Source organism: Pseudomonas sp. URIL14HWK12:I5 (genome assembly GCF_900176445.1).
Taxonomy (GTDB): Bacteria; Pseudomonadota; Gammaproteobacteria; order Pseudomonadales; family Pseudomonadaceae; genus Aquipseudomonas; species Aquipseudomonas monteilii.
In genome coordinates this window covers 239,457-264,195 of the sequence record NZ_FWXQ01000008.1, presented here as the reverse complement: position 1 = coordinate 264,195, position 24,739 = coordinate 239,457, and the positions used below count along the sequence as shown (strand labels likewise).

Sequence of the window (24,739 nt, the reverse complement as noted above, 5' to 3'; positions counted from 1 at the left end):
GAGCCCCCATGCCTGACGCCATCCGCCACCTCACTCTCGCCAACTGCCTGCAACTGACACTGCGCCACGCCCCGCGCCTGAAACGTTCGGCCGCCGCACTGCGGGTGCATGCGGGCAGCCACGACGCACCGGGCAAATGGCCGGGCCTGGCCCACTTCCTCGAACACCTGTTCTTCCTCGGCACCCCACGCTTTGCGCTGGACGACGGCCTGATGCGTTACGTGCAGACCCTGGGCGGCCAGGTCAACGCCAGCACCCGGGAACGCACCACCGACTTTTTCTTCGAAGTCCCGCCCAATGCGTTGGCCGGGGGCCTTGAGCGCCTCTGCCAGATGCTGGCCGAACCGGATCTGGGCATCGAGCGCCAACGCCGCGAGCGTGAAGTGATCCACGCCGAGTTCATTGCCTGGTCACGCAACCCGCAGGCCCAGCAGCAATTCGCCTTGTTGCAGTCGGTGTCGCAAGGCCATCCGCTGGGCGCATTTCATGCCGGCAACCGGTATACCCTGGCCCTGCAGGCCCCTGCCTTTCAGCAAGCACTGACGGGCTTCCACCAACGCTTCTACCAGGGCGGCCAGATCGTCTTGAGCCTGTGCGGGCCGCAGCCGCTGGATGAGCTGGAGCAATTTGGCCGGCAGCATGCGACGCTGTTCGCCACAGGCAAGCATGTGCCGCAAATCAAACCGCCGCCATTGTCGGCGACGGCTACACCACTGGCCTTCACTCACGAAAACCTCCCGGCAGGTGCCGAGCAAGCGCTGGAGCTGCTGATCGCCTGCCTCGGCGACAGCCGCCCGGGTACCTGGCTGGGTGCACTTCGCGAGCGTGGCTGGCTGCAACGTTTCAAGGCCGAAACACTGTATGCCTTTGCCGGCCAGTTGCTGTGGCACCTCGACCTCAAGCTCAGCGCCGACGCCTGCCCAGACGAAGCCAGCGCCCTGTTGCACGGCTGGTTCAGCTTCATCCGCCAGGCCGACCTTGAGCTGTTGAACCGCGAATTCGGCCTGTTGCAGCACAGCCGCGAACGCAGCGCCAGTGCACTTGAACTGGCCCGCCGTGACAGCACGGGGCAGCCGTTTGCCCAGTTGGATGCGCACGGTTTGCAGGCCCTTCAAGCCGTGCTGCAAGGCCTGCCATGCAACGTGTATGGCCAATGGCACATGCCCTTGGTCGACCCCTTGCTGATGGCTGATCTGCCCCAGGCCAATGCCATACCGCTACCGGCAGCGCTGAGGGTCAGTGAGCAGCTCCCTGGTGCCCGCCAATACGCAGCGCTCTACCTGCGCTGGCACGTACCCTCACCGTTGCGCCAACGTTTGCAGGGTGTGCTCGAACAGGCCCTGGCGCCACTGCAGGAGCGCTGTGAACGCGCCTCGGTACAACTGCAATTCACGGCTGCCGGGGAATACTGGCAGTTACGCTGCGCCGGGCTACCGGCAGCGGTGCTGCGGGCAGTGACGCAGGCCTTGGCGTTGATGGTCACCCCCCCGGCCAGATGCTGGTTGCCTTGCACAACGCCAACAGCGGCGCTGATCCCCATCAGGGCCTTGCTCAAGCAACTGCCCGACGCGGTGCTCGGCACCCCGCCCCCAACTGGCCCTGCCTGTACGCTGGAGCAGCAGCAACTCGACAAGCTGTGGCAGCACACACGCTGGCACGGCCTGGTCGCAGGCTTCGACGATTCAGCCCTGAGCGCCCTGGGCACTGCGCTACAGCACTGCCCGGGGCGCGGCTCGCTGCCTAGCCCCCTGCCCACTTGGGCCAAACGCCGTTGGCAGCATGCCGAAGTACCGGGCAGCGAACACGCCATGCTGCTGTTCTGCCCGCTACCTGCCGCCAGCGAAGCCAGCGGCCGCCTGCTCGCGCAACTGCTGCAAGGGCCGGTTTACCAGCGGCTGCGGGTGGAACTGCAACTCGGCTATGCGGTATTCAGTACCTTTCGTCAGATAGAGGGGGTCGGCGGCCTGCTGTTCGGGGTGCAATCGCCTCATACCCACCAGGCACAGATCCTCGACCACCTGCTCACGCTACTCAACAAGGGTGTCACCCTTGACCCAGGCACCCAACAAGCCCTGGCCAGTCAATTCGATGAACCGGCCATGGCCAACGCCGATGTCGCCGAATGGGCGTGGCAGACACACCTGGCTACACAACCCGGCAGGCTGGATACGTTGCGCAGGGCTATTCTGAACACGCGGCAGACGGATCTGGACAACCTGCTGGGTAACCTGCTCGATGCAGACGCCTCCTGGTTGTGTTTGGCCAACGCTGCCGCGCCAACCCCTACGTGGAAGTGATCCAGGCCCGTGATTGTTACGCAACATGCAACGGCACTTTTCGAATAATTAACCTTCCAGTACAAATTTTTCTTGTAAGATAGCGCAATCCCAGTTCCGGGAACCGCCTTTGCGCGGTGGTACCCAAGTAGTAACTGAGCAACCCCAAACCCATCCGGAAGGAGTAATCCCATGTGGACCAAACCTGCATACACTGATCTGCGTATCGGCTTCGAAGTCACCATGTACTTCGCTAACCGCTAAGCCCGGCTTAGGGTTCCACGCCTCGGCCTGCCGGGGCGTTTTCGTTTTTCCGATCCGGTTTTCTGCATAGAGAGTGGCCATGTACATCCAGGTTCTCGGCTCCGCCGCCGGTGGCGGGTTCCCGCAGTGGAACTGCAACTGCATCAACTGCAAGGGCTTTCGTGACGGCACCCTGCGGGCCACCGCGCGCACCCAGTCGTCCATCGCCCTGTCCGACGACGGCGTACACTGGGTGCTGTGCAATGCCTCGCCCGACATCCGCGCCCAGCTCCAGGCCTTCGCGCCGATGCAGCCAGCCCGGGCCCTGCGCGACACCGGCATCAACGCCATCGTGCTGCTGGACAGCCAGATCGACCACACCACAGGCCTGCTCAGCCTGCGTGAAGGCTGCCCGCACCAGGTGTGGTGCACCGACATGGTCCACCAGGACCTCACCACCGGCTTCCCGTTGTTCAACATGCTCAGCCACTGGAACGGTGGCCTGCAGTGGAACCGCATCGAGCTGGAAGGTAGCTTCGTTATCGAGGCCTGCCCAAACCTCAAGTTCACCCCATTCCCCCTGCGCAGCGCCGCACCGCCTTATTCGCCGCACCGCTTCGACCCGCACCCGGGCGACAACCTGGGCCTGCTGGTCGAAGACACCCGCACCGGCGGCAAGCTGTTCTACGCCCCAGGCCTGGGCCAGGTGGACGACAAGCTGCTGGCGATGATGCACGGCGCCGACTGCCTGCTGGTCGACGGCACGCTGTGGGAAGACGATGAGATGCAACGCCGTGGCGTGGGTACTCGCACGGGCCGCGAAATGGGCCACCTGGCGCAGAACGGCCCGGGCGGCATGCTCGAAGTGCTGGACGCTTTCCCGCGTCAGCGCAAAGTGCTTATTCACATCAACAACACAAACCCGATCCTCGATGAAGACTCCCCGGAGCGCGCCGAAGTCCAGCGCCGCGGTGTCGAAGTTGCCTTCGACGGAATGAGCATTGAGTTGTAAGGAGCCCTGATGAGCGACGCATTGCCAATGTCCCCTGCCGAATTCGAGCAGGCCCTGCGCGCCAAGGGCGCCTATTACCACATTCATCACCCGTACCACGTGGCGATGTACCAGGGCCGCGCCACCCGTGAGCAGATCCAGGGTTGGGTAGCCAACCGCTTCTATTACCAGGTCAACATCCCGATGAAGGATGCCGCGATCCTGGCCAACTGCCCGGACCGCGAAGTACGTCGCGAGTGGATCCAGCGCCTGCTCGACCACGACGGCGCGCCCGGCGAGGACGGCGGCATCGAAGCTTGGTTGCGCCTGGGCCAGGCTGTCGGCCTGGACCCGGACCAGCTGCGTTCGCAAGAGCTGGTGCTGCCCGGCGTACGTTTTGCCGTCGATGCCTATGTCAACTTCGCCCGCCGCGCCAGCTGGCAGGAAGCGGCCAGCAGCTCGCTGACCGAGTTGTTCGCCCCGCAAATCCACCAGTCGCGCCTGGACAGCTGGCCACAGCACTACCCGTGGATCGACCCGGCCGGCTACGAATACTTCCGCACCCGCCTGGGCCAGGCTCGTCGTGACGTAGAGCACGGCTTGGCGATTACCCTGCAGCACTACACCACCCGCGCGGCCCAGGAGCGTATGCTGGAGATCCTGCAGTTCAAGCTGGATATCCTCTGGAGCATGCTCGACGCCATGAGCATGGCCTACGAGCTGAACCGCCCGCCCTATCATTCCGTCACCCAGGAACGGGTGTGGCACAAGGGGATCACCCTATGAGTTTCGACCGCAATCAGGTGCCAAACTGGCGCCCCGGCTACCGCTTCCAGTACGAACCGGCGCAGAAAGGCCATGTGCTGCTGTACCCCGAAGGCATGATCAAGCTCAACGACAGCGCCAGCCTGATTGGCGGCTTGATCGACGGCCAACGTGACGTGGCCGCCATCATCAGCGAACTCGAACAGCAATTCCCCGATGTCCCGGAAGTGGCCGACGACATCGAGCAGTTCATGGAGGTGGCCCGTGCCGAACACTGGATCGTCCTCGCCTGAGTTGCCGCCCACGCCGCAGGTCGGCCTGCCGCTGTGGTTGCTGGCCGAACTCACCTACCGCTGCCCGCTGCAATGCCCGTACTGCTCCAACCCGCTGGACTTTGCCGCCCAGGGCCAGGAGCTGAGCACCGAGCAGTGGTTCAAGGTCATGGCCGAGGCGCGGGAGATGGGCGCGGCGCAAATCGGCTTTTCCGGCGGTGAACCGCTAGTTCGCCAGGACCTGGCTGAGCTGATCGGCGAAGCCCGCCGGCTGGGTTACTACACCAACCTGATCACCTCGGGCATCGGCCTGACCGAAGCGCGTATCGCTGACTTCAAGAAGGCCGGCCTGGACCATATCCAGATCAGCTTCCAGGCCAGCGACGAGCAGGTGAACAACCTGCTGGCCGGTTCTAAGAAGGCCTTTGCGCAAAAGCTGGAGATGGCCCGCGCCGTGAAGGCCCACGGCTACCCGATGGTGCTCAACTTCGTTACCCATCGGCACAACATCGACAAGATCGACCGCATCATCGAGCTGTGCATCGCCCTGGAAGCAGACTTCGTCGAGCTTGCCACCTGCCAGTTCTACGGTTGGGCGCACCTCAACCGTCTGGGCCTGCTGCCGACCCGTGCGCAGCTTGAGCGGGCCGAGCGCATCACCAACGAATACCGGGACAAACTCAAGGCCGAGGGCAACCCGTGCAAGCTGATCTTCGTCACCCCGGACTACTACGAAGAGCGTCCCAAGGCCTGCATGAATGGGTGGGGCAACCTGTTCCTCACCATTACCCCGGACGGCACCGCGCTGCCCTGCCACGGCGCCCGCCAGCTGCCGGTGCAGTTCCCCAATGTCCGCGACCACGACCTGCACCACATCTGGTATGAGTCGTTTGGCTTCAACCGCTTCCGTGGTTACGAGTGGATGCGCGAACCGTGCCGCTCCTGTGACGAAAAAGAAAAGGACTTCGGCGGCTGTCGCTGCCAGGCCTTCATGCTGACCGGTGATGCCAGCAACGCCGACCCGGTGTGTGCCAAGTCGGCCGACCACCGCATCATCCTCAAGGCCCGCGAGGAGGCAGAAAGCGCCCAGCTCGCCATTGAACAGATGACCTTCCGCAATGAACGAAACTCCCGTGTCATCGCCCGTGGCTGAATTCAGCGCAGCCCAGGCCGTTGCCGCCGGCACCGACTTCGCCGAACTCAAAGCCAGTGCCGACGGGCTGTTCTGGATCGAGTTTCGCCCGGCCGATGGTGCTTGCCGTATCTGGCACTGGCTGTACCACCAGGCCCGCTGCCTGACGCCGGATGGCTTCAGCGTGCGCAGCCGGGTCTACGAGTACGGCGGTGGTAGCTTCTGCCTGGGTGGCGACGGGCTGGTGTTCGTCAACGAAAAGGACCAGCAGGTCTACACCCAGCCGCTGGACGATTCGCAACCGCGTGCGCTGACCCAGGATGCCAGCTGCCGCTACGGCGATGTGCAGTGGCACGATAGCCAGGTGCTGGCCGTCGAGGAACGCCATGCCGAGCAGGTGGAGCATCGGCTTGTCGCGTTGAGTGAGAGCGACCGGGTGGTGCTCGCCGAGGGCGCCGATTTCTACGCCTCACCCACAGTGAGTGCAGATGGCATGCGCCTGGCATGGATCGAATGGGACCGGCCGGCACAGCCCTGGACTATCACCCGATTGATGTGCCGCTCACGCGACAGCAGTGGCCACTGGGGCCCCGTGCAATGCGTGGCAAGCGATGATGAATCGCTGCAACAACCGCGTTTCGATGCCGAAGGCCGACTCTACGGCCTGTCCGACCGCAATGGCTTCTGGCAGCCCTGGGGCGAGGTCGATGGCCACTGGCAGGCGTTGCCTGCCGAGACTGCGGACCATGCTGCTGCGCCCTGGCAATTGGGTACCTGCACCTGGCTGGCACTGGGGCCGCAAAGCTATCTGGCGAGTTGGTTCAAAGACGGCTTCGGGCAACTGGGGCTGCGTAACACCGATGGACGTATGGAGCGCTTCGCCAGTGCCTACACGCGCTTTCGCAGCCTGGCCATGGACAGCGATCACCTTTATGCCATTGCCGCCTCGCCCATCAGCCCGCCTGCAGTGATTGCCATCGACCGCAGTAACCACGAAGTACGTGTGCTTGCCGGGGGGGCCGAGATACTGCCGGCAGGGCAAATCAGCCTGCCGCAGTCGATTCACTATGGCAGTGACGGCGAGCGGGCCCACGGATTCTTCTACCCCGCAGCGCACTCACAAGGCGCCACGCCGCTGGTGGTGTTCATCCACGGCGGGCCGACCTCGGCCTGTTATCCGGTGCTCGAGCCTCGCATCCAGTACTGGACCCAGCGCGGCTTTGCCGTGGCCGACCTGAATTACCGGGGCAGCACCGGCTATGGCCGGGAATACCGCCAGGCATTGCACCTGCGCTGGGGCGAAAGCGATGTGGCCGATGCCTGCGCGGCGGTCGAGTACCTGGCGGCTCAGGGCCTGGTCGACAAACGCAAGGCGTTCATCCGTGGCGGCAGCGCGGGTGGCTACACCACCCTCTGTGCCTTGGCCTTCCACGACGTGTTCCGCGCCGGTGCCAGCCTGTACGGGGTCAGCGACCCGGTTGCCCTGGGCCGGGCCACGCACAAGTTTGAGGGCGATTATCTGGACTGGCTGATCGGCGATCCGCAACAGGATGCCGAGCGCTACCGCCAGCGCACGCCGCTGCTGCATGCGGGGCAGATCAAGGTGCCGGTGATTTTCTTCCAGGGTGAGCTGGACGCGGTGGTGGTGCCGGAACAGACGCGGTCGATGCTGGCGGCGCTGCAGGCTAACGGGATTGAGGCCGAGGGGCACTTCTATGCGGGGGAACGGCATGGGTTCCGCAAGGCAGAGAACCTGGCGCATGCGCTGGAAGAAGAGTGGAAGTTCTATTGCCGGGTGTTGAAAGGTTGAAATACCGGGGCCGCTTGGCGGCCCCGGAAAACCTCACCGTTTGGCGATGATGTACACCGCATGCACGATCCCCGGAATGTAGCCCAGCAAGGTCAGCAGAATATTCAGCCAGAACGCCCCGCCAAACCCCACCTGCAAGAACACGCCAAGCGGCGGCAGGATGATGGCGATGATGATGCGAATAAAGTCCATGCAAGTCTCTCCTGAAGGGGTTATCTCACAGACTAGCCGCTCTACGCAGAGGTTCCACAGGCAAAAAAAACGCCCCGGGCCGAATGAAACAGGCCAGGGGCGATGCGCAGGAACGCCAGACGGTTCGTTGAATTCTCAGTGTTGCTACACAGTCAGGCCGGCACTTCGCGGCGGGCCTGCTGCTGGGCATGAAGGCGGGCAAAAGCGCGTGCCAGGCGTAGCAGCATTTCGTCGATGTTGCCCTTGCTCACGGTCAGCGCAGGTGAAAAACGCACCACATCCGCTTGTGGCGCATTGAGCAGCAGGCCTTCGTGCAGCGCCGCAGCCACCAGTTCACGGGCCAGGTTTTCTTTGAGTTGCAATGCCCACAGCAGGCCTTGCCCACGCACTTCGCCCTGGCCATAGCGCCCGGCCAGCCGGCTCAGGCCTTCACGCAGGTGACGGCCGTTGTCCTGCACTTGCGTGAAAAAGTCAGGCTCCAGCACGGTGTCCAGCACCGCCAGGCCGGCAGCGCACATCAGTGCATTGCCGTGGTGGCTGCCTTCCAGTTCGCCAGGCTCGGCGCAGCACGCCGTACCCCGAGCCAGCAAGGCGGCCAGTGGCACCCCACCGCCCAAGCCCTTGCCCAGGGTGATAATGTCGGCACGCACGCCGTAGGTTTCCTCGGCCAGCAGCGCACCACAGCGGCCAATACCGGTCTGCACCTCATCGAGGATCAGCAGGATGCCTAGTTCGCGGCAGAGCGTTTCCACACCCTTGAGGTATTCCTGGGTTGCCGGAATCACGCCCGCCTCGCCCTGGATCGGCTCGAGCATAATCGCCACGGTGCGTGAATCCACCTCGGCGTGCAGTGCCGCCAGGTCATTGAACGGCACCTTGCTGAACCCCGGCAGCCCAGGCTCGCAGCGGTTGCATGGCAGCGGGTCGGACGCCGACAGAGCACCCAGGCTGCGACCGTGACAGGCCTGGCTGGCCGTGATGATGTGATAGGCGCCGTTGCGGTGCAGTTGGCCCCACTTGCGCGCCAGCTTGATCGCGCCTTCGCAGGCCTCGGCACCACTGTTGAGCAGGTAGGCCTGGTCGCTGCCAGTGCTCTGACACAAGCGGTTCACCAACCCCAGCAAGCCACGGCTATGGAAACCCGACCCCGGGTTGATCAACGCCTGGGCCTGGTTACTCAGCGCTTTCACCAGCACGCTGGGGCTGTGGCCCAGGCTGTTGACCGCGCCGCCTTGGGTGAAGTCCAGGTAGGCATGCCCTTCACTGTCCCACAACCAGGAGCCTTGGCCGCGCACGAACACCTGCGCTGCGCGCTCGGCGCTGGGCATCAGGCGATCACGCGACAGCTCATCGGCTTGCGGCACGATCACCGGCGCACGCTTGGGCTCAGCGGCAGCGACAGGGGCCGAGCGGCGCAGGTTGAACAGGTTCATCAGGGCTCCAACCAATCACGGTAAGGGGCGGCAACGGTGCGGTCATGGTGCCGCCACTCGATATTTTGCCTTTCCTATCAAAAGTGTTTTTCATCCGGGGTAACAATCGAACGATTCATCGCTGTAACCCGTTGGAATACGGCGATAGACTAGGCTTCGCAAGGGTTTTCGACCATTTCGTTTTTCCAGCATTTTCGATAAGTGTTACTTATGGATTTCCGCCAACTGCGTTATTTCGTCGCGGTGTATGAAGAAGGCCACGTGGGCCGCGCTGCAGAACGCCTGTCGCTGTCCCAGCCGGCACTCTCCCAGCAGATCCGGCAACTGGAGCACAGCCTTGATTTGAGCCTGTTCGAGCGCAGCAACAAGCGCCTGTTGCCCACCTTGGCTGCCCATACCCTGTACAACCATGCCTTGCCCTTGCTTGACGGCCTACAGCGCGCCCACGAAGCCATGCGCAACTTCAAGGGCCAGTCGTTACGCACCCTGGCCATCGGCGTGCTGCAGACCGTGCGACCGAGCCTGGTGCCACAGCTGCTCGAACGGCTACGCAAGGCACAGCCGCACCTTGTCGTGCAGATCTACGAGTTGTCGGGGCTGGAGATCGAACGGCGCCTGCTCAACGGCAGCCTGGACATCGGCATCAGCTACCTGCCACCGCGCCAGCCCGGGTTGCATGGCCTGCTGCTGTATGAAGACGAGCTGCAGTTGGTCATCCCAGATACTCACCCGCTGAAGGATTTCAAGAAGGTGTCTATCCGCCAGGCTGCCGAATTGCCCATGCTGATGCTGGGCGAAGAATTCCAGATCCGTCAGATCTGGCAGGCGCAACTGGCCAGCCAGGGCCGTCGACCGCAGGTTCAGGCTGAGATGAACAACATGGCGGGTATTCTCGACAGCCTGGCGCACACGGCGCTGGCAACCATCCTGCCGGGGCGGGCCAAGGAGGCCGCCGAAGATGATCAGGGGCTGTTGTGGAAACCATTGAGCGAGCCACGGGTGCCGCTGAAGGTTGGCTTGGTGTTCCGCGATGCCCAGCGCCAGCAGGCCTCTGTGGAGCTACTGCGCACGCTGCTGGAAGAAGAGACGGACGCCCGCCTGTTGGGCGCATCACCGCTGGATGTGCTGGCCTGAAAAAACACGCACACAAAGAAAACCCCGCCGAAGCGGGGTTTTCCAGACTGTTTCCCTGTGACATCCGTATCGCCCCGCCATCCTGGCAGGTGGTCCTTCGTCGTCTTCCTTGATCTGTCCTTTGCGCTTCCTGCGCAACGTCCATGGGGTAAAGATTAACCGTGGATCCAATCTGAGAACAGTGGTGAAAAGTCACCACGTCGTGTAGGAAAAAGCTTACAAAGGGGATTCATTCCCAGACATACCGAAAATCGGGGCCGCCGCGCGGCCCCTAAATACGTCAGAACTGCTCGGCATCCAGCAGGTACAGCGATTCACTGCCCGCCTTCACCGACGCCACCAGCGAATCCACCCTTGGCAGCAACCGCGCAAAGTAGAACCGCGCCGTACCCAGCTTGCCCAAGTAGAACGCCTCGTCGCCCTCACCCGCCTTGGCCGCCCGTGCCATCAGTGCCCACATATAGCCGTAGGCCACATAACCAAACGCATGCAGGTACTCGACCGAAGCCGCGCCGATTTCATTCGGGTTGCCCTTGGCCTTTTCCAGCACCCACTCAGTCAGCCCGTCGAGCTGGTCGAGGCTGGCCGCCAACGGCTTGGCAAATTCGTCCAGCTCGCCACCTGCGCTGGCAATGAACTGGCGGATCTCGTCGGAGAACAACCGGTAGTACGCGCCACCACTGGCCACCACCTTGCGCCCCATCAGGTCGAGGGCCTGGATGCCGTTGGTGCCTTCGTAGATCTGTGTGATGCGCACATCACGCACCAACTGCTCCTGCCCCCATTCGCGAATGTAGCCATGCCCGCCGAACACCTGCTGACCATGCACCGCGCACTCCAGCCCCAGGTCGGTGAGGAAGGCCTTGGCCACCGGCGTGAGCAGCGCCACCAGCTCTTCGCTGCGTTTGCGCACACTGGCATCTTCGCTGTACTTGGCACTGTCCAGTTGCATGGCTACGTAGGTGGAGAAGGCGCGGCCGCCCTCGATCAGCGCTTTCATGGTCAGCAGCATGCGGCGCACGTCCGGGTGGACGATGATCGGGTCGGCGGCCTTGTCCTTGGCCTGCGGGCCAGTAGGGGCACGGCTCTGCAGGCGGTCGCGGGCGTATTCCACGGCGTTCTGGTAGGAGCGCTCGGCCGAGGCCAGGCCCTGTATACCAACACCCAGGCGCTCGTAGTTCATCATGGTGAACATGGCCGCCAGGCCCTTGTTCGGCTCACCGACGATATAGCCGACTGCTTCGTCGAAGTTCATCACGCAGGTAGCCGAGGCCTGGATGCCCATCTTGTGTTCGATCGAACCGCAAGTGGCCGGGTTGCGTGCACCGAGGCTGCCATCTTCGTTGACGAGGAATTTGGGCACCAGGAACAGCGAAATACCTTTCGGCCCCGCCGGTGCGTCCGGCAGCTTGGCCAGCACCAGGTGGATGATGTTCTCGGTCAGGTCGTGCTCGCCACCGGTGATGAAGATCTTGGTGCCGCTGACCTTGTAGCTGCCATCGGCCTGGGGCTCGGCCTTGGTACGGATGATGCCCAGGTCGGTCCCGGCGTGCGGCTCGGTCAGGCACATGGAACCGGCCCATACGCCGGCATACATGTTCGGCAGGTACTTTTCCTTCAGCGCTTCGCTGGCGTGGGCGTTGATCGACAGGCAGGCACCGGCGGTCAGCATCGGGTACAAGCCAAAGGCCAGGCTGGAGGCGTTGACCATTTCCTCGACCTGGGCCGAGATGGCCTTGGGCATGCCCATGCCTCCGAACAGCGGGTCGCCACCCACGCCGACCCAACCGCCTTCGGCGTAGGTGTTGTAGGCCTCGATGAAACCGGCGGGGGTGCGCACAGCGCCGTTGTCCCAGTGGCAACCTTCTTCATCTGCGGCACGGCTGAGCGGCGCGATGGACTTGGCGGTGACCTTGCCGGCTTCCTCCAGCACGGCCAGAGCGGTGTCGGCATCGACAACGTCAGCCAGCCCGGGCAACTGCGCCCACTGCTCGGCCACGTTGAAGACTTCATTCAGTACGAAGCGCATGTCGCGCAGGGGCGCTTTATAGTCAGCCATGACAACCTCTCGCTAGTCGGGTCGGGGCGGTCTCGGGGAACCGCGACACAGGGGTTACTGGCAGTGTAACCGAACAACTTTTACGAGACATAGGGTCATCAATTGACCATACAGTATTGCATGGTCACGCGGTGCGTACGGCCCCTCGCTGCGATTGTTGCCCATGCACCATGACACAATTGCGTCCCGCGCCTTTGGCGCTGTACAGCGCCTGGTCGGCGGATTTCAGCACCGCTTCGGGGTTGCGATGATCGGCCTGGCGCTCGGCCACGCCGATACTGATGGTGACCGACACCGTGCCGCCACTGCTGCCCGCCCGGCGCTGGCGCCCGGCCGTATCGTCCTGCGGGCGGTTGTACTGATCGCGCAGGTGCATCACATAGTTGGCGATCACCTCACGCACCGCTTCCACGTGGGGCACGCACTCCTCGGCTGTCTTGCCCGCGAACACCAGGGCGAACTCCTCGCCGCCATATCGGTAGGCCCGGCCGCCGCCAGTCACCTTGGACAAACGGCTGGCCACCAGGCGCAACACCTGGTCACCCACGTCGTGGCCATGGGTATCGTTGAATTTCTTGAAGTGGTCCACGTCGGTCATGGCGATCACATAGTTGCGCCCCAGGCGCTGCATGCGCTCGTTCAGCGCGCGGCGCCCCGGCAGACCGGTCAGCTCGTCGCGGAAGGCCATCTGGTAGGCCTCGTGCGCTACCGCTGCGGCGATCATCAACATCACCTGGCTGCACATGATGTTAAGGGTGAACGGCAGGATGAACGTTTGCGGCAGCATCCAGAAAATGCCCAGCAGGCCGGTCAACTGCGCAGCATGCAGCGGCCTGGGGGCACGCAGGTATTGCACTACCAGCAGGATGAACACTACGAGGAACAGTGGGTAAACCATCTGGATCAGGCTCATCCACTGGCCATGCAAGGCTGGCCAGCGGATTTCCGCCAACCAGCTCAAGAGGGCTTCGGGGTAACTTTGTTCGAGGGCCACCGCCACGCTGCCCACGGCAAACAGCACAGCGCCGCGGGCAACCAGGTCCTGCAGCAAGTGGGTACGTTCCTGCCAGGCGCCATACAAGCCGAACAGCGTGGGCAGCAACAGGCACACCAGGTGGAAGATTACCGCCGCGTCCTCGCGCACGCGGCCATGGTCACGGTAGAAGTCGGTCTGGGTGTCGAGCAGAAAGTAGGCGATGTACACCGTAAGCATCAGGAACAGCTCACGTTGCCGGCGATACACGGCGCAGTAGGCGCCGCCCAGCAGCAGAACCAAAGTAGGCAAGACATTGAACAGCGATGTGAAAAAGACGCTGAGGTCTCTCACATAGGCTGCGGCGAGCCCTGCCAGCAACAAGAACAGCGAAGGCAGGAAGTGGCTTGCGCGAACAGCATTAAGACGAAACAAGGGTAATCTCCAACCCGGCAGATCAATAGTGGCATTGTGCCCTTAGTTCATCGGCAGTGCACATGAACAGTTGAATTTGCCGTTGGGTCAATTGGCCCCAGATGCGAAAAACCCGCCTGCCGGTGAGGGCAGGCGGGTTCCGTGTACAGCGGTAGGATCAGTACGACAGGCCGAAGTTTTCTTCGTCCATCGCCATCAGGTTGTTGGCACCCGACAGCATGGTCGCCACATGGGTACGGGTGCGCGGCAGGATGCGCTGGAAGTAGAAACGCGCCGTTTGCAGCTTGGCGGTGTAGAACGCCTCTTCGCTGGTGCCGGCTGCCAGTTTTTCGGCCGCCAGGCGGGCGATGTCGGCCCAGAAGTAGGCCAGGCAGGCATAGCCGGAATACATCAGGTAATCGACCGAGGCCGCACCCACCTCTTCGCGGTCCTTCATGGCGGCCATGCCCACTTTCATGGTCAGCTCGCCCCACTCTTTGTTGATTGCCGCCAGCGGCTCGACGAACTCCTTGACCGCTTCGTTACCTTCCTGCGCCTGGCAGAACTTGTGCACGATCTTGGTGAAGCCCTTCAGTGCTTCGCCCTGGGTCATCAGCACTTTACGGCCGAGCAGGTCCAGCGCCTGAATGCCGGTGGTGCCTTCGTACAGCATGGAGATACGGCTGTCGCGTACGTTCTGCTCCATGCCCCACTCGGCGATAAAGCCGTGGCCGCCGTAGATCTGCACACCATGGTTGGCGGCCTCGAAGCCGACTTCGGTCATGAACGCCTTAGCAATCGGGGTCAGGAACGCCAGCAGGGCATCGGCCTTCTTGCGCTCTTCTTCGTCCTGGCTGTACTTGACGATGTCCACCTGCTTGGCCGTGAAGTACACCATCGCGCGGTTGCCTTCGGCGAAGGCCTTCATGGTCAGCAGCATGCGGCGCACGTCCGGGTGGACGATGATCGGGTCAGCAGCCTTGTCCGGCGCTTTCGGGCCAGTCAGGGAGCGCATCTGCAGGCGCTCACGGGCGTACTTCAGGCCACCCTGGAACGCCACTTCGGCGTGGGCCAGGCCTTGCAGCGCGGTACCCAGGCGAGCGGTATTCATGAAGGTGAACATGCAGTTCAGGCCTTTGTTCGCCGGGCCGATCAGGTAACCGGTGGCCGCATCGAAGTTCATCACGCAGGTAGCATTACCGTGGATGCCCATCTTGTGTTCGATGGAGCCGCAGCTCACGCCGTTGCGCTCACCCACACCGCCCTCGGCGTTAGGCAGGAACTTCGGCACGATGAACAGCGAAATACCCTTGGTACCGGCCGGTGCGTCCGGCAGGCGGGCCAGGACGATATGGACGATGTTGTCGGCCATGTCGTGTTCACCGGCCGAAATGAAGATTTTGGTACCCGACACCTTGTAGCTGCCGTCAGCCTGTGGCTCGGCCTTGGTGCGCAGCATGCCCAGGTCGGTGCCGCAGTGTGGCTCGGTCAGGCACATGGTGCCGGTCCACTCGCCGGACACCAGCTTGGTCAGGTAAGTGTGCTGCTGCTCGGGGGTGCCGTGCGCAGAGATGGTGTTCATCGCACCATGGGACAGGCCTGGGTACATGCCCCACGACCAGTTCGAACCACCGACCATTTCACTCAGGGCCAGGCCCAGCGACTCTGGCAGGCCCTGGCCGCCGTGCTCGACGTCATGGGCCAGGCTCGGCCAGCCGCCTTCGACGAACTGTTCGTAGGCTGCCTTGAAGCCAGTCGGGGTCTTAACGCCCGATTCGCTCCAGGTGCAGCCTTCCTGGTCACCCACACGGTTCAGCGGCGAAAGCACCTGCTCACAGAACTTCGCGCCTTCTTCGAGGATCGCGTCGACCATGTCAGGCGTGGCGTCCTGGCAGCCCGGCAGGCTCTGATAGTGCGCCTCATAGCCAAGCAGCTCGTCGCGAACGAAGCGGATATCACGCAAGGGGGCTTTGTAATCAGGCATTGCGATGAACCTCTGAGTCAGTTCTGTGGGGTGACCAGCTCTTGGCGGCCGTCTTATCAAACAGTTGTTTGAAACTTACGTTTAGCACCGCGTTCTGTCAAGGATGGACTATGGTGCCATTTACGCCACGAAAAATGGCAAATACGCCAAACCTAGAGAAAACAATGCTCCTGTGGGAGCGGGCGTGCCCGCGAAAGCGTCCGATCAGGCCATTGAGGTGCCTGACCTGACGCTTTCGCGGGCACGCCCGCTCCCACAGGGGCTGGGTTAAATTCGAAGGGGCGAACTGTCAGGCGTAAGTGTCGATAATCCGGCCGAGCATTTCGTCGGATGCCTTGGCCACCTTTGCGCCAAGCCCGACTTCGGTTTTGCCCAAGGCCATCTGCACGGTGCTGGTGGCCAGGTCCATCTGCTGGCTGCGGTCGACCGCGCGCAAACGCTCAGCCTGAAAGTCGCTGGACTGGCTGGTGGCGGTACGTTCGGCGGTGGTGTTGGCGATCTGGCCGGCGGCCTGATCGACGCGGTTCTGGCCGGTCTGGATTGCGCTCAGGCCCGCGTAGTAGGCGGAGCTACCGGTGATTTCCATGTCAGGACTCCATTGACGCTGGATGACGAACAGGCTCAATTAAAGCAGGCCTGCCGTGAAAAGGCCCGTTTAAATCCCTAATGGCCTGGTGCCAGCTGATAGGCCTTGGGTATTCCTACACGCCAAACCGTCAGGCCAGGAAGCCACTAATCCAGAAGATCCAGTTGCAGGTGTTCAGCCACCATATCGGCACTGGCCTGCTTGAGTTTGGGTACCCGCCCCAGGCAAGGCGCCGGCAGGCGCTCGGCCAGGCTGGCCAGGTTTTCTTCCAGCCGCGAAGTACGCGGCTCGATGATGTTCGCTACCCACCCGGCCAACTGCAGCCCGTCACGCTCAATCGCCTCGGCGCTGAGCAAGGCATGGCTGATACAACCCAAGCGAACGCCCACAACCAGTATCACTGGCAATTTAAGGGCAACGGCAAGGTCCGAAAGGTTCTCCAACCCCGACAACGGCACACGCCAGCCACCCGCACCTTCAACCAACGTGAAATCGGCATTTTGTTGCAGCACATTGCGCATCGCTGCCAACAGCGCCGGCACGGCCAGCGTCACCCCCGCCTCGCGCGCCGCGACATGCGGCGCAATCGCCGGCTCGAAGGCGAACGGGTTGACCTGCTCATACGGCAACTTGATCGTACTTTCATCGATCAGCGCCTGGGCATCACTGTTGCGCAACCCTTTCGGCGTCATCGTGCAGCCCGAGGCCACCGGCTTGGCGCCCAGCGTGCTCATGCCCTGCAACCGCGCCGCATGCAACAGCCCGGCGGCGATGGTGGTCTTGCCGACATCGGTATCGGTACCGGCGATGAAATAGGCCTGGCTCATCGTGCTCCCCTTACGCCTGTGGCTTGCGCAACACACCATAGACCACTTGATAGGTGGCTGGCAGCCCCGCAGGCTGGCGAAATGCCTCATAGGCGTGCAACAGGCCCTGCATGCGCGCCCGACCGGTAAGCCCGGAAGGTCGCCCGGGGTTCAGGTTGTGTGCCCCCAACGCCTTGAGTTCATGGGTCAGGCTTCGTACATCCGGGTAGTGCAGCACGTGCGGGCAACGCTGCAATTGAAGCTGTTCCAGCCCGCTGCCAGCACACAGGCGCTGATAATCCTCAAAACGGCGGAAGCGGTTCACATGCACCAGGCCATCCACTGCCTGCCAACTGGTTCGCAGCTCGTCGAGGGTGCCCACGCACAGGCTGCTGAAGGCCAGCACACCGCCGGGGCGCAGCACACGCGAGGCCTCTGCCAGCACGCTGGCGAACTGGCCGCACCACTGCACAGCCAGGCTGGAAAACACCAGGTCGACACTGCCGTCACGCAGCGGTAAACGCTCGGCATCACCTGCCACGTGATACTGCGCCCCACCCTGTTCATGACGGGCATGGCGCAGCATGCCTTCGGCGATATCCACCGCCACGCCGCTGGCCAGGGTAAAACGCTGCGCCAGGATACGGCTGAAATGGCCAGTGCCGCTGCCCAGGTCCAGCCAGCGCGACGGCTGCAGGCCAGTCGGCAACTGCTCCAGCAGGCTTAAACCTACAGCGCGCTGCAAGGCTGCCACGCTGTCGTAGCTGGCGGCAGCGCGGGAGAACGAAGCGGCCACCTGGCGCTTGTCGGGCAGCGCGCCGGGTAAAGTCGGACGGGAAAGGTCAGTCATCGCCACTCTCATGCAGAAAACTCTTGATGCCCGCCGCCAGCTCCTGCGGATACTCCAGCAGGAATGCGTGGGAACTGTCTTCGACCAGGCCCACTTCCACATCGGGCAACAACTCGCTCAACGCTTTTGCCGCCTCTGACGGCACCAGTGCATCGCTACCGGCAAACAGGTGCAACTGCGGGCCGGCGTAGGCCTGCAGGGCTTCACGGGTATCAAGCCTGGCCAGCACTTCAAGGCCTGTGGCCAGGTACAGCGGGTCGGTATCCGGCACGCCGACACCCAGTTGCCGCAGCAACGTGCGCGGTTGCTGGGCGCCATCGCTGCACAGCGTGCGGAAGCGCTTGAGCGTGACCTGGGTATGGCTGCGGCAGCCATCGAGGAAGGTGCCGAAGGTGTCTTCGGCCATGCCATGGGGCCAGTCCGGGCGGGCCACGAAGCTGGGGTTGCTGGCCAAGGTCAGCAGGCCACAGCAATGGTCACCGCGCTTGTGTGCCAAGGCGCTGGCCAGCATGCCGCCGAGCGACCAGCCGCCCAGCCACACGTCGTTCGGCAGCTTGCGATCCAGGTGGTCGACCCAGGCCTGAACATCGCTGTCGGCCAGTTCCGGCAAGGGCATCAACTCCACCTGCAGGCGGGCGTCCTGCGCGCGCAGGCTGGCGGCCAGCGGCTCCAGTGAAGCAGTGCCCAGGCCCCAGCCGGGCAGCAGTACAAGGCGATTACGCATCGGCGTTCTCCAACTGTGGATAACACTCGGCCAATGCATTCAACAATAGCTGCACCTGCGCTTTGCTGTGCGCGGCGCTCAGGGTCACCCGCAGGCGCGCACTGCCTGCAGGCACGGTGGGTGGGCGTATGGCAGTCACCAGCAAGCCGCGCTCGCGCAGCATGCGCGACAGGCGCAGGGCCTGTGCGCTGTCGCCGATCACGATGGGCTGGATCGGCGTTGGGCTGTCCATCAGTTGCAGCCCGATCTGCTGCGCGCCTTCGCGGAACTGGCGAATCAACGCAGTCAGATGCTCACGCCGCCAGGTTTCGCGGCGCAGCAACTCCAGGCTCTTTAGCGTGGCACAGGCAAGTGCGGGTGGCTGGCTGGTGGTGTAGATGTAGGGGCGGGCGAATTGCACCAGCGCTTCGATCAGCTCTTCGCTGCCGGCAACAAAGGCACCGGCAGTACCGCAGGCCTTACCCAGCGTGCCGATCAGCACCGGCACGTCCTCCACGCCCAGGCCGAAGTGCTCGACGATACCGCCCCCCTGCGTACCCAAGGTACCCAGACCATGGGCATCGTCGACCATCAGCCAGGCACCACGCGCCCGGGCGACATCGGCCAGAGCCGGCAGGTCGGCCAGGTCGCCGTCCATGCTGAACACGCCATCGGTCACCACCAGGGTATTGCCGACTGCCTTGTCCAGGCGGCTGGCCAGGCTGGCCGGGTCGTTGTGCAGGTAGCGGTTGAAGCGGGCGCCACTGAGCAACCCGCCATCCAACAGGGACGCGTGATTCAAGCGGTCCTGCAGCACGGTATCGCCCTGCCCCACCAATGCGGTGATAGCACCCAGGTTGGCCATGTAGCCGGTGGAGAACAGCAGCGCACGCGGGCGCCCGGTCAGTTCGGCCAACGCCTCTTCAACCTGATGGTGCGGCGTGCTGTGGCCGACCACCAGGTGCGAAGCGCCGCCGCCCACACCCCAGCGCTTGGCGCCGGTCTGCCAGGCGGCGATCACTTCAGGGTGGTTGGCCAGGCCCAGGTAGTCATTGCTGCAGAAAGCCAGCAAGCGCTGGCCGTCGACCACCACTTCCGGCCCCTGCGGGCTTTCCAGCAGTGGACGCTGCCGATACAGGTCTGCAGCGCGCCGTTCGGCCAGGCGCGCCGCCAGGTCGAAGGCCATGTCAGGCCGATGCAGCGTTGTAGAACATCTCGCTGCTGCGCTGTTCGACCAACGCCTGCTCGATGGCCGCCTGGTGCACTTCGTCGGCGTGCTCTTCACGCGCTTCGGGCTTGATACCCAGGCGCGCGAACAGTTGCATGTCCTTGTCGGCCTGCGGGTTGGCGGTGGTCAGCAGTTTTTCGCCGTAGAAGATCGAGTTGGCGCCAGCCATGAAAGCCAAGGCCTGCATCTGCTCGTTCATTTGCTCGCGGCCGGCGGACAGGCGCACGTGCGACTTGGGCATCAGCAAGCGGGCCACGGCCAGCATGCGGATGAAGTCGAACGGGTCCACATCCTCTTCCTCGGCCAGCGGCGTGCCGGCCACCTTGACCAGCATGTTGATCGGCACCGACTCCGGGTGCTCGGGCAGGTTGGCCAACTGGATCAGCAGGCCGGCGCGGTCGTCCAGCGACTCCCCCATGCCCAGGATGCCGCCAGAGCAGATCTTCATACCAGCATCTCGCACGTAGGCCAGGGTTTGCAGGCGCTCGCTGTAGGTGCGGGTGGTGATGATGCTGCCGTAGAACTCCGGCGAGGTGTCGAGGTTGTGGTTGTAGTAGTCCAGGCCCGCCTGGGCCAAGGCCACGGTTTGCTCCTGGTCGAGTTTGCCGAGGGTCATGCAGGTTTCCAGGCCCATGGCCTTCACACCTTTGACCATCTCCAGCACATAGGGCATGTCTTTGGCCGACGGGTGCTTCCACGCCGCGCCCATGCAGAAACGGGTGGAGCCGATGGCTTTGGCGCGCGCGGCCTCTTCCAGCACCTTCTGCACTTCCATCAGCTTCTGTTTTTCCAGCCCGGTGTTGTAGTGGCCGGACTGCGGACAATATTTGCAGTCTTCCGGGCAGGCGCCGGTCTTGATCGACAGCAGGGTCGAAACCTGTACGCGGTTCGGGTCGAAATGCGCGCGGTGCACGGTCTGCGCCTGGAACAACAGGTCATTGAACGGTTGCTGGAACAGCGCCTTGACCTCGGCCAGGGACCAGTCGTGACGTGTTGTTGCAGTTGTGCTGGCGCTCATCGGCGTTTCCTTGTTTAGGCTGTAGCTGGCGCCGGGACAGGAAAGCCCGCCAGCGCATCACGGATAGCTCGCATACTCATGGAAGGCCTATGAACTGTCAACCATACTGGAAAACACTGGTTTACAAATGCTCATTTATTAATCAATCGTGTTTGTTGTGTGATGAACCTGCCGAGCAGGCCTACCCCCTGTGTATTGCCTGCGAGCAGGAATTACCTTGGCTAGGTGATCATTGCCTGCGCTGCGCCCTGCCGCTGCCCATGGCGGGCCTGACCTGCGCTCAGTGCTGTCGCCGCCTGCCGGCCTTCGACCAGGTGTTTGCGCTTTGGCAATTCGGCTTTCCGGTCGATACGCTGGTCAGCCGCTTCAAGCACAACCGACAGTGGCCCTTGGGGCGGTTGATGGCTGAATTGCTGGGGCATGGGCTGCTGCACCGCTTTGCCGAAGGGTTAGCCCGCCCTGACCTGCTGTTGCCCGTTCCCTTGGCCAGGCGTCGACTGCGCGAACGAGGGTTCAACCAGGCGGGGATGCTTGGGCGCTGGTTGGCTTCGCAACTTGGACTGGTTTGCGACGAGCGGTTATTGGTGCGCACGCGCGAGACGCCTGCACAACAACAGCTGGACGCCAAGGCACGGCAGCGCAATTTACGTCAGGCGTTTGCGGTCACGGGCGATTTGACAGGCAAGCATGTCGCCATTGTCGATGATGTGGTAACCACCAGTGCCACCGTGCAGGCCATTGCCGAAGTGCTGCGCAAGGCCGGCGCGCAGCGTGTGGATGTGTATTGCCTGGCGCGCACGCCCAAGCCGGGGTATGCATGACACTGCACAGTCCTACACAATCCACCTTCAGGCCCTTCACCTACAACGACTCAATGCTCATGCCGCTGCCTACTTTGCTTACCCAGCACATCGCCCGCCGCCCCCAGCGCATTGCGCTGCTGCAGCACATTGCCGAGCAAGGCTCGATAACCCGCGCCGCCAAGGCTGCGGGCATCAGCTACAAGGCAGCCTGGGATGCCATTGATGAGCTCAACAACCTGGCCAGCCAGCCCTTGGTGGAGCGCAGCACAGGTGGCCGTGGCGGTGGCGGTGCGCGTTTGTCGCCGGAAGGCGAGCGGGTGCTGCGCCTGTATCAGCGGCTGCAGGCCTTGCAGGCGCAAATCCTCGAGGCCGCCGAAGAGTCCAGCGACCTCGACCTGCTCGGCCGCCTGATGCTGCGCACCAGTGCACGCAACCAGCTGCAAGGCCAGGTCAGCGGCCTGCGCCGTGAAGGCCGGTATGACCGTGTCAGCCTGGCATTGGGCGGTGGGCTGGAAATTGATGCGCTGATCACGCACGACAGTACCGCGCGGCTGGAGTTGACACTGGGGACGATGGTGGTGGCGCTGCTCAAGGCTGGGTGGGTGCGGTTGTTGGCGGAGGGGGAAGAGGTCGAAGCGGGCAGCAATTGCTTGAGCGCAACGGTGGAAGACGTGCTGAGCGAGGATGATGGGCCTGGTGAGGTCCGGCTGGCGCTGGGCAACGGGCAGACGCTGTGCGCCATTGCCGAGGCGGATTGGTTGGCCGGGCAATCGGTGGCAGCTGGTAGTTCGGTACGGGCGCAGTTTCATCCGTCCTATGTGCTGATCGGGGTTCCTGCATAGCCTGGCCGCGCTTCAGCGCGGTTCGCGGGTGAGCCCGCTCCCACAAAAACTGCGCCGCCTGAGGCATTTGCACAAAACCTGTGGGAGCGGCTATAGCCGCGAAGAGGCCGGCGCAGGCGGAACGCGCTACCATGGCCCCACGCTGCTTACCCTCCGGAGTCACCATGTCCCACCCCTTCGACACACTCACCCCCGACCTGGTCCTGGACGCCGTGGAAAGCATCGGCTTTCTCAGCGATGCACGGGTGCTGGCACTGAACAGCTACGAGAACCGCGTCTATCAGGTGGGCATCGAGGACGCGCAGCCGCTGATCGCCAAGTTCTACCGCCCAGGCCGCTGGAGCGATGCGGCCATCCTTGAAGAACACAGCTTCACCGCCGAGCTCGCCGACTGTGAAGTGCCGGTGGTTGCGCCGATGCAGCACGACGGCCGCACCTTGTTCGAACACCAGGGCTTCCGCTTCACCCTGTTCCCTCGCCGCGGCGGCCACGCCCCGGAGCCGGGCAACCTCGACCAGCTCTACCGCCTTGGTCAGTTGCTCGGCCGGCTTCATGCGGTCGGTGCCACACGCCCGTTCGAACATCGAGAAGCGCTGGCGGTGGACAACTTTGGCCACGCGTCACTGAACACGTTGCTGGAGGGCAACTTCGTACCGCGAGAGCTGCTGCCTGCCTACGAATCGGTTGCCCGAGACCTGCTCAAGCGGGTCGAAGATGCCTACGCACGCACCCCTCACAATGTGATCCGCCTGCATGGCGATCTGCACCCCGGCAACCTGATGCACCGCGACGACGTCTACCATGTGGTCGACCTGGACGACTGCCGCATGGGCCCGGCCGTCCAGGACCTGTGGATGATGCTGGCCGGCAGCCGCGAAGAGCGCCTGGGGCAGTTGGCCGAGCTGATCGACGGCTACAACGAGTTCCACGACTTCGACCCGCGCGAGCTTGCCCTGATCGAACCCCTGCGCGCCCTGCGCCAGCTGCATTACAGCGCCTGGCTGGCACGGCGTTGGGACGACCCGGCGTTCCCGCCAAGCTTTCCGTGGTTCGGCCAGCCCCGCTACTGGGGCGACCAGATTCTCGCCCTGCGCGAACAAATGGCGGCACTGGATGAAGCACCGCTGAAATTGTTCTAGAAGCACGCCCGCCTCTGTCTACAATAGGCGTCGCTTTATTTAGCTACCTAAGCAAGGATTCTGCATGCACGCCGCAAACCCGCGTCGCGGGTACCTACTGGGCCTCAGTGCCTACATCATCTGGGGCCTGTTCCCCCTGTACTTCAAGGCGATCCAGAGCGTCCCGGCGGTGGAGATCATTGTCCACCGGGTACTCTGGTCGGCATTGTTCGGCTCGTTGCTGCTACTGGTGTGGAAGCACCCCGGCTGGTGGCGCGAACTGCGTGACAACCCGCGCCGGCTGGGCATCCTGGCCCTGAGCGGTGCGCTGATCGCCGGTAACTGGCTGACGTACGTATGGTCGGTGAACAACGGCCGGATGCTCGAAGCCAGCCTGGGCTACTACATCAACCCGCTGATCAATGTGCTGTTGGGCATGCTGATTCTTGGCGAACGCCTGCGCCGCCTGCAGTGGCTGGCGGTGGGCATGGCCGCTGTGGGCGTGGCCCAGCAGGTGTGGCAAGTGGGTAGCCTGCCCTGGGTGTCGCTGGTGCTGGCGCTGAGCTTCGGCTTCTATGGGCTGATTCGCAAACAGGCGCCAGTGGCGGCATTGCCGGGCCTGGTAGTGGAAACCTGGATGCTGGTGCCGCTGGCCCTTGGCTGGCTGCTGCTGCACCCGGCGGCGATGAGTGCCCAAGCGGCGTTCTATACCAGCAGCGAGGCGCTGTGGCTGATGGCTGCCGGGCCGGTGACGCTGATACCGTTGGTGTGCTTCAACGCAGCGGCGCGGCACCTGCCGTATACCACGCTGGGCTTCCTGCAATACCTGGCACCCACGCTGGTGTTGCTGCAAGCAGTGCTGCTGTTCGATGAGCACCTGTCGTCGAGCAACCTGGTGGCGTTCATGTTCATCTGGGCAGGTTTGGCCATTTACAGCGTCGACGCCTGGTTAAGTTTGCGCAAACGCAGCTGATCAAAAAACGATCAAATCTCTGCAGGCCAGGTGATGCGTGGCCTGCAGAGACATCTCCAAAGGTTATCCACACCCTCGTCCCCGTGCTTTGTGCACAAGGTGCTGATTTTTGGGTGTTTTTTGATCAAAGCTGT

At 63.3% G+C, this 24,739-nt stretch carries 23 protein-coding genes; 12 read left to right on the top strand and 11 right to left on the bottom strand.

What is annotated here, in order from left to right:
• Positions 1-8: 8 nt before the first annotated feature.
• The 7 genes from pqqF to B9A31_RS19660 all read left to right on the top strand — a co-directional run bounded on the left by pqqF (position 9) and on the right by B9A31_RS19660 (position 7,489).
• Entirely contained in the window at positions 9-2,297 is a 2,289-nt protein-coding gene (gene pqqF, locus B9A31_RS19690) for a pyrroloquinoline quinone biosynthesis protein PqqF (RefSeq protein WP_084297283.1), read from the top strand.
• Between the two features lie 171 nt (positions 2,298-2,468).
• Positions 2,469-2,540 (top strand): pyrroloquinoline quinone precursor peptide PqqA, encoded by a 72-nt coding sequence (gene pqqA / locus B9A31_RS19685; RefSeq protein WP_003243383.1) that lies wholly within the window; start codon positions 2,469-2,471, stop codon positions 2,538-2,540.
• Between the two features lie 79 nt (positions 2,541-2,619).
• A complete protein-coding gene (pqqB, locus tag B9A31_RS19680; protein WP_019097150.1) occupies positions 2,620-3,531 on the top strand; it encodes a pyrroloquinoline quinone biosynthesis protein PqqB in 912 nt (303 codons plus the stop codon).
• Between the two features lie 9 nt (positions 3,532-3,540).
• Positions 3,541-4,296 (top strand): pyrroloquinoline-quinone synthase PqqC, encoded by a 756-nt coding sequence (pqqC, locus tag B9A31_RS19675; protein ID WP_019097151.1) that lies wholly within the window; start codon positions 3,541-3,543, stop codon positions 4,294-4,296.
• Positions 4,293-4,568 carry a pyrroloquinoline quinone biosynthesis peptide chaperone PqqD gene (gene pqqD / locus B9A31_RS19670; RefSeq protein ID WP_003255595.1) on the top strand — a complete coding sequence of 92 codons (276 nt, stop codon included), beginning with the start codon at positions 4,293-4,295 and terminating at the stop codon, positions 4,566-4,568. Before pqqC ends, pqqD begins: the two co-directional genes overlap by 4 nt.
• Positions 4,540-5,700: a pyrroloquinoline quinone biosynthesis protein PqqE gene (gene pqqE / locus B9A31_RS19665; protein WP_019097152.1), complete on the top strand. Its 1,161-nt coding sequence runs from the start codon at positions 4,540-4,542 to the stop codon at positions 5,698-5,700. Before pqqD ends, pqqE begins: the two co-directional genes overlap by 29 nt.
• Positions 5,666-7,489: a S9 family peptidase gene (locus tag B9A31_RS19660; protein ID WP_084297282.1), complete on the top strand. Its 1,824-nt coding sequence runs from the start codon at positions 5,666-5,668 to the stop codon at positions 7,487-7,489. Before pqqE ends, B9A31_RS19660 begins: the two co-directional genes overlap by 35 nt.
• Before the next feature lie 33 nt (positions 7,490-7,522).
• On the opposite strand, the gene B9A31_RS19655 is transcribed toward B9A31_RS19660, so the two are convergent.
• Complete coding sequence (locus B9A31_RS19655; RefSeq protein ID WP_009681539.1) at positions 7,523-7,681, bottom strand: YqaE/Pmp3 family membrane protein; 159 nt, start codon at positions 7,679-7,681, stop codon at positions 7,523-7,525.
• A 152-nt stretch (positions 7,682-7,833) separates the two neighbouring features.
• Positions 7,834-9,114 (bottom strand): aspartate aminotransferase family protein, encoded by a 1,281-nt coding sequence (locus B9A31_RS19650; RefSeq protein ID WP_084297281.1) that lies wholly within the window; start codon positions 9,112-9,114, stop codon positions 7,834-7,836.
• A gap of 210 nt (positions 9,115-9,324) precedes the next feature.
• On the opposite strand from B9A31_RS19650, the gene B9A31_RS19645 reads away from it, so the two are divergent.
• A complete protein-coding gene (locus B9A31_RS19645) occupies positions 9,325-10,248 on the top strand; it encodes a LysR family transcriptional regulator (protein ID WP_012270171.1) in 924 nt (307 codons plus the stop codon).
• A 280-nt stretch (positions 10,249-10,528) separates the two neighbouring features.
• Here the strand turns inward: B9A31_RS19645 and B9A31_RS19640 are convergent, their stop codons facing one another.
• From B9A31_RS19640 to bioB, 9 genes are all read right to left on the bottom strand, one after another.
• The gene (locus B9A31_RS19640) at positions 10,529-12,307 is read right to left on the bottom strand and encodes an acyl-CoA dehydrogenase C-terminal domain-containing protein (protein WP_019097155.1); all 1,779 of its coding nucleotides are present in this window, start codon (positions 12,305-12,307) and stop codon (positions 10,529-10,531) included.
• Positions 12,308-12,431: 124 nt separating this feature from the next.
• Positions 12,432-13,715 (bottom strand): GGDEF domain-containing protein, encoded by a 1,284-nt coding sequence (locus B9A31_RS19635; protein WP_019097156.1) that lies wholly within the window; start codon positions 13,713-13,715, stop codon positions 12,432-12,434.
• A 157-nt stretch (positions 13,716-13,872) separates the two neighbouring features.
• Positions 13,873-15,678: a phenylacyl-CoA dehydrogenase gene (locus B9A31_RS19630; protein ID WP_019097157.1), complete on the bottom strand. Its 1,806-nt coding sequence runs from the start codon at positions 15,676-15,678 to the stop codon at positions 13,873-13,875.
• A gap of 289 nt (positions 15,679-15,967) precedes the next feature.
• Entirely contained in the window at positions 15,968-16,264 is a 297-nt protein-coding gene (locus B9A31_RS19625; protein ID WP_019097158.1) for a hypothetical protein, read from the bottom strand.
• A gap of 146 nt (positions 16,265-16,410) precedes the next feature.
• Positions 16,411-17,091 (bottom strand): dethiobiotin synthase, encoded by a 681-nt coding sequence (gene bioD / locus B9A31_RS19620; protein WP_019097159.1) that lies wholly within the window; start codon positions 17,089-17,091, stop codon positions 16,411-16,413.
• Between the two features lie 10 nt (positions 17,092-17,101).
• Positions 17,102-17,920 (bottom strand): malonyl-ACP O-methyltransferase BioC, encoded by an 819-nt coding sequence (bioC, locus tag B9A31_RS19615; RefSeq protein ID WP_019097160.1) that lies wholly within the window; start codon positions 17,918-17,920, stop codon positions 17,102-17,104.
• On the bottom strand, positions 17,913-18,644 hold the full coding sequence (locus B9A31_RS19610; RefSeq protein WP_019097161.1) for an alpha/beta fold hydrolase: 732 nt from the start codon (positions 18,642-18,644) through the stop codon (positions 17,913-17,915). Before B9A31_RS19610 ends, bioC begins: the two co-directional genes overlap by 8 nt.
• Positions 18,637-19,809 carry an 8-amino-7-oxononanoate synthase gene (gene bioF / locus B9A31_RS19605; RefSeq protein ID WP_019097162.1) on the bottom strand — a complete coding sequence of 391 codons (1,173 nt, stop codon included), beginning with the start codon at positions 19,807-19,809 and terminating at the stop codon, positions 18,637-18,639. Before bioF ends, B9A31_RS19610 begins: the two co-directional genes overlap by 8 nt.
• Before the next feature lies 1 nt (position 19,810).
• Positions 19,811-20,869 (bottom strand): biotin synthase BioB, encoded by a 1,059-nt coding sequence (bioB, locus tag B9A31_RS19600; protein ID WP_016714563.1) that lies wholly within the window; start codon positions 20,867-20,869, stop codon positions 19,811-19,813.
• 89 nt (positions 20,870-20,958) lie between these two features.
• On the opposite strand from bioB, the gene B9A31_RS19595 reads away from it, so the two are divergent.
• The 4 genes from B9A31_RS19595 to rarD all read left to right on the top strand — a co-directional run bounded on the left by B9A31_RS19595 (position 20,959) and on the right by rarD (position 24,605).
• Positions 20,959-21,690, top strand: coding sequence for a ComF family protein (locus B9A31_RS19595; RefSeq protein WP_025754042.1), 732 nt, complete (start codon positions 20,959-20,961; stop codon positions 21,688-21,690).
• Positions 21,691-21,749: 59 nt separating this feature from the next.
• Positions 21,750-22,514: a TOBE domain-containing protein gene (locus B9A31_RS19590; RefSeq protein WP_084297280.1), complete on the top strand. Its 765-nt coding sequence runs from the start codon at positions 21,750-21,752 to the stop codon at positions 22,512-22,514.
• 164 nt (positions 22,515-22,678) lie between these two features.
• On the top strand, positions 22,679-23,653 hold the full coding sequence (locus B9A31_RS19585) for a serine/threonine protein kinase (RefSeq protein WP_019097165.1): 975 nt from the start codon (positions 22,679-22,681) through the stop codon (positions 23,651-23,653).
• 64 nt (positions 23,654-23,717) lie between these two features.
• Positions 23,718-24,605 (top strand): EamA family transporter RarD, encoded by an 888-nt coding sequence (gene rarD, locus B9A31_RS19580; RefSeq protein ID WP_016714559.1) that lies wholly within the window; start codon positions 23,718-23,720, stop codon positions 24,603-24,605.
• Positions 24,606-24,739 lie beyond the last annotated feature (134 nt).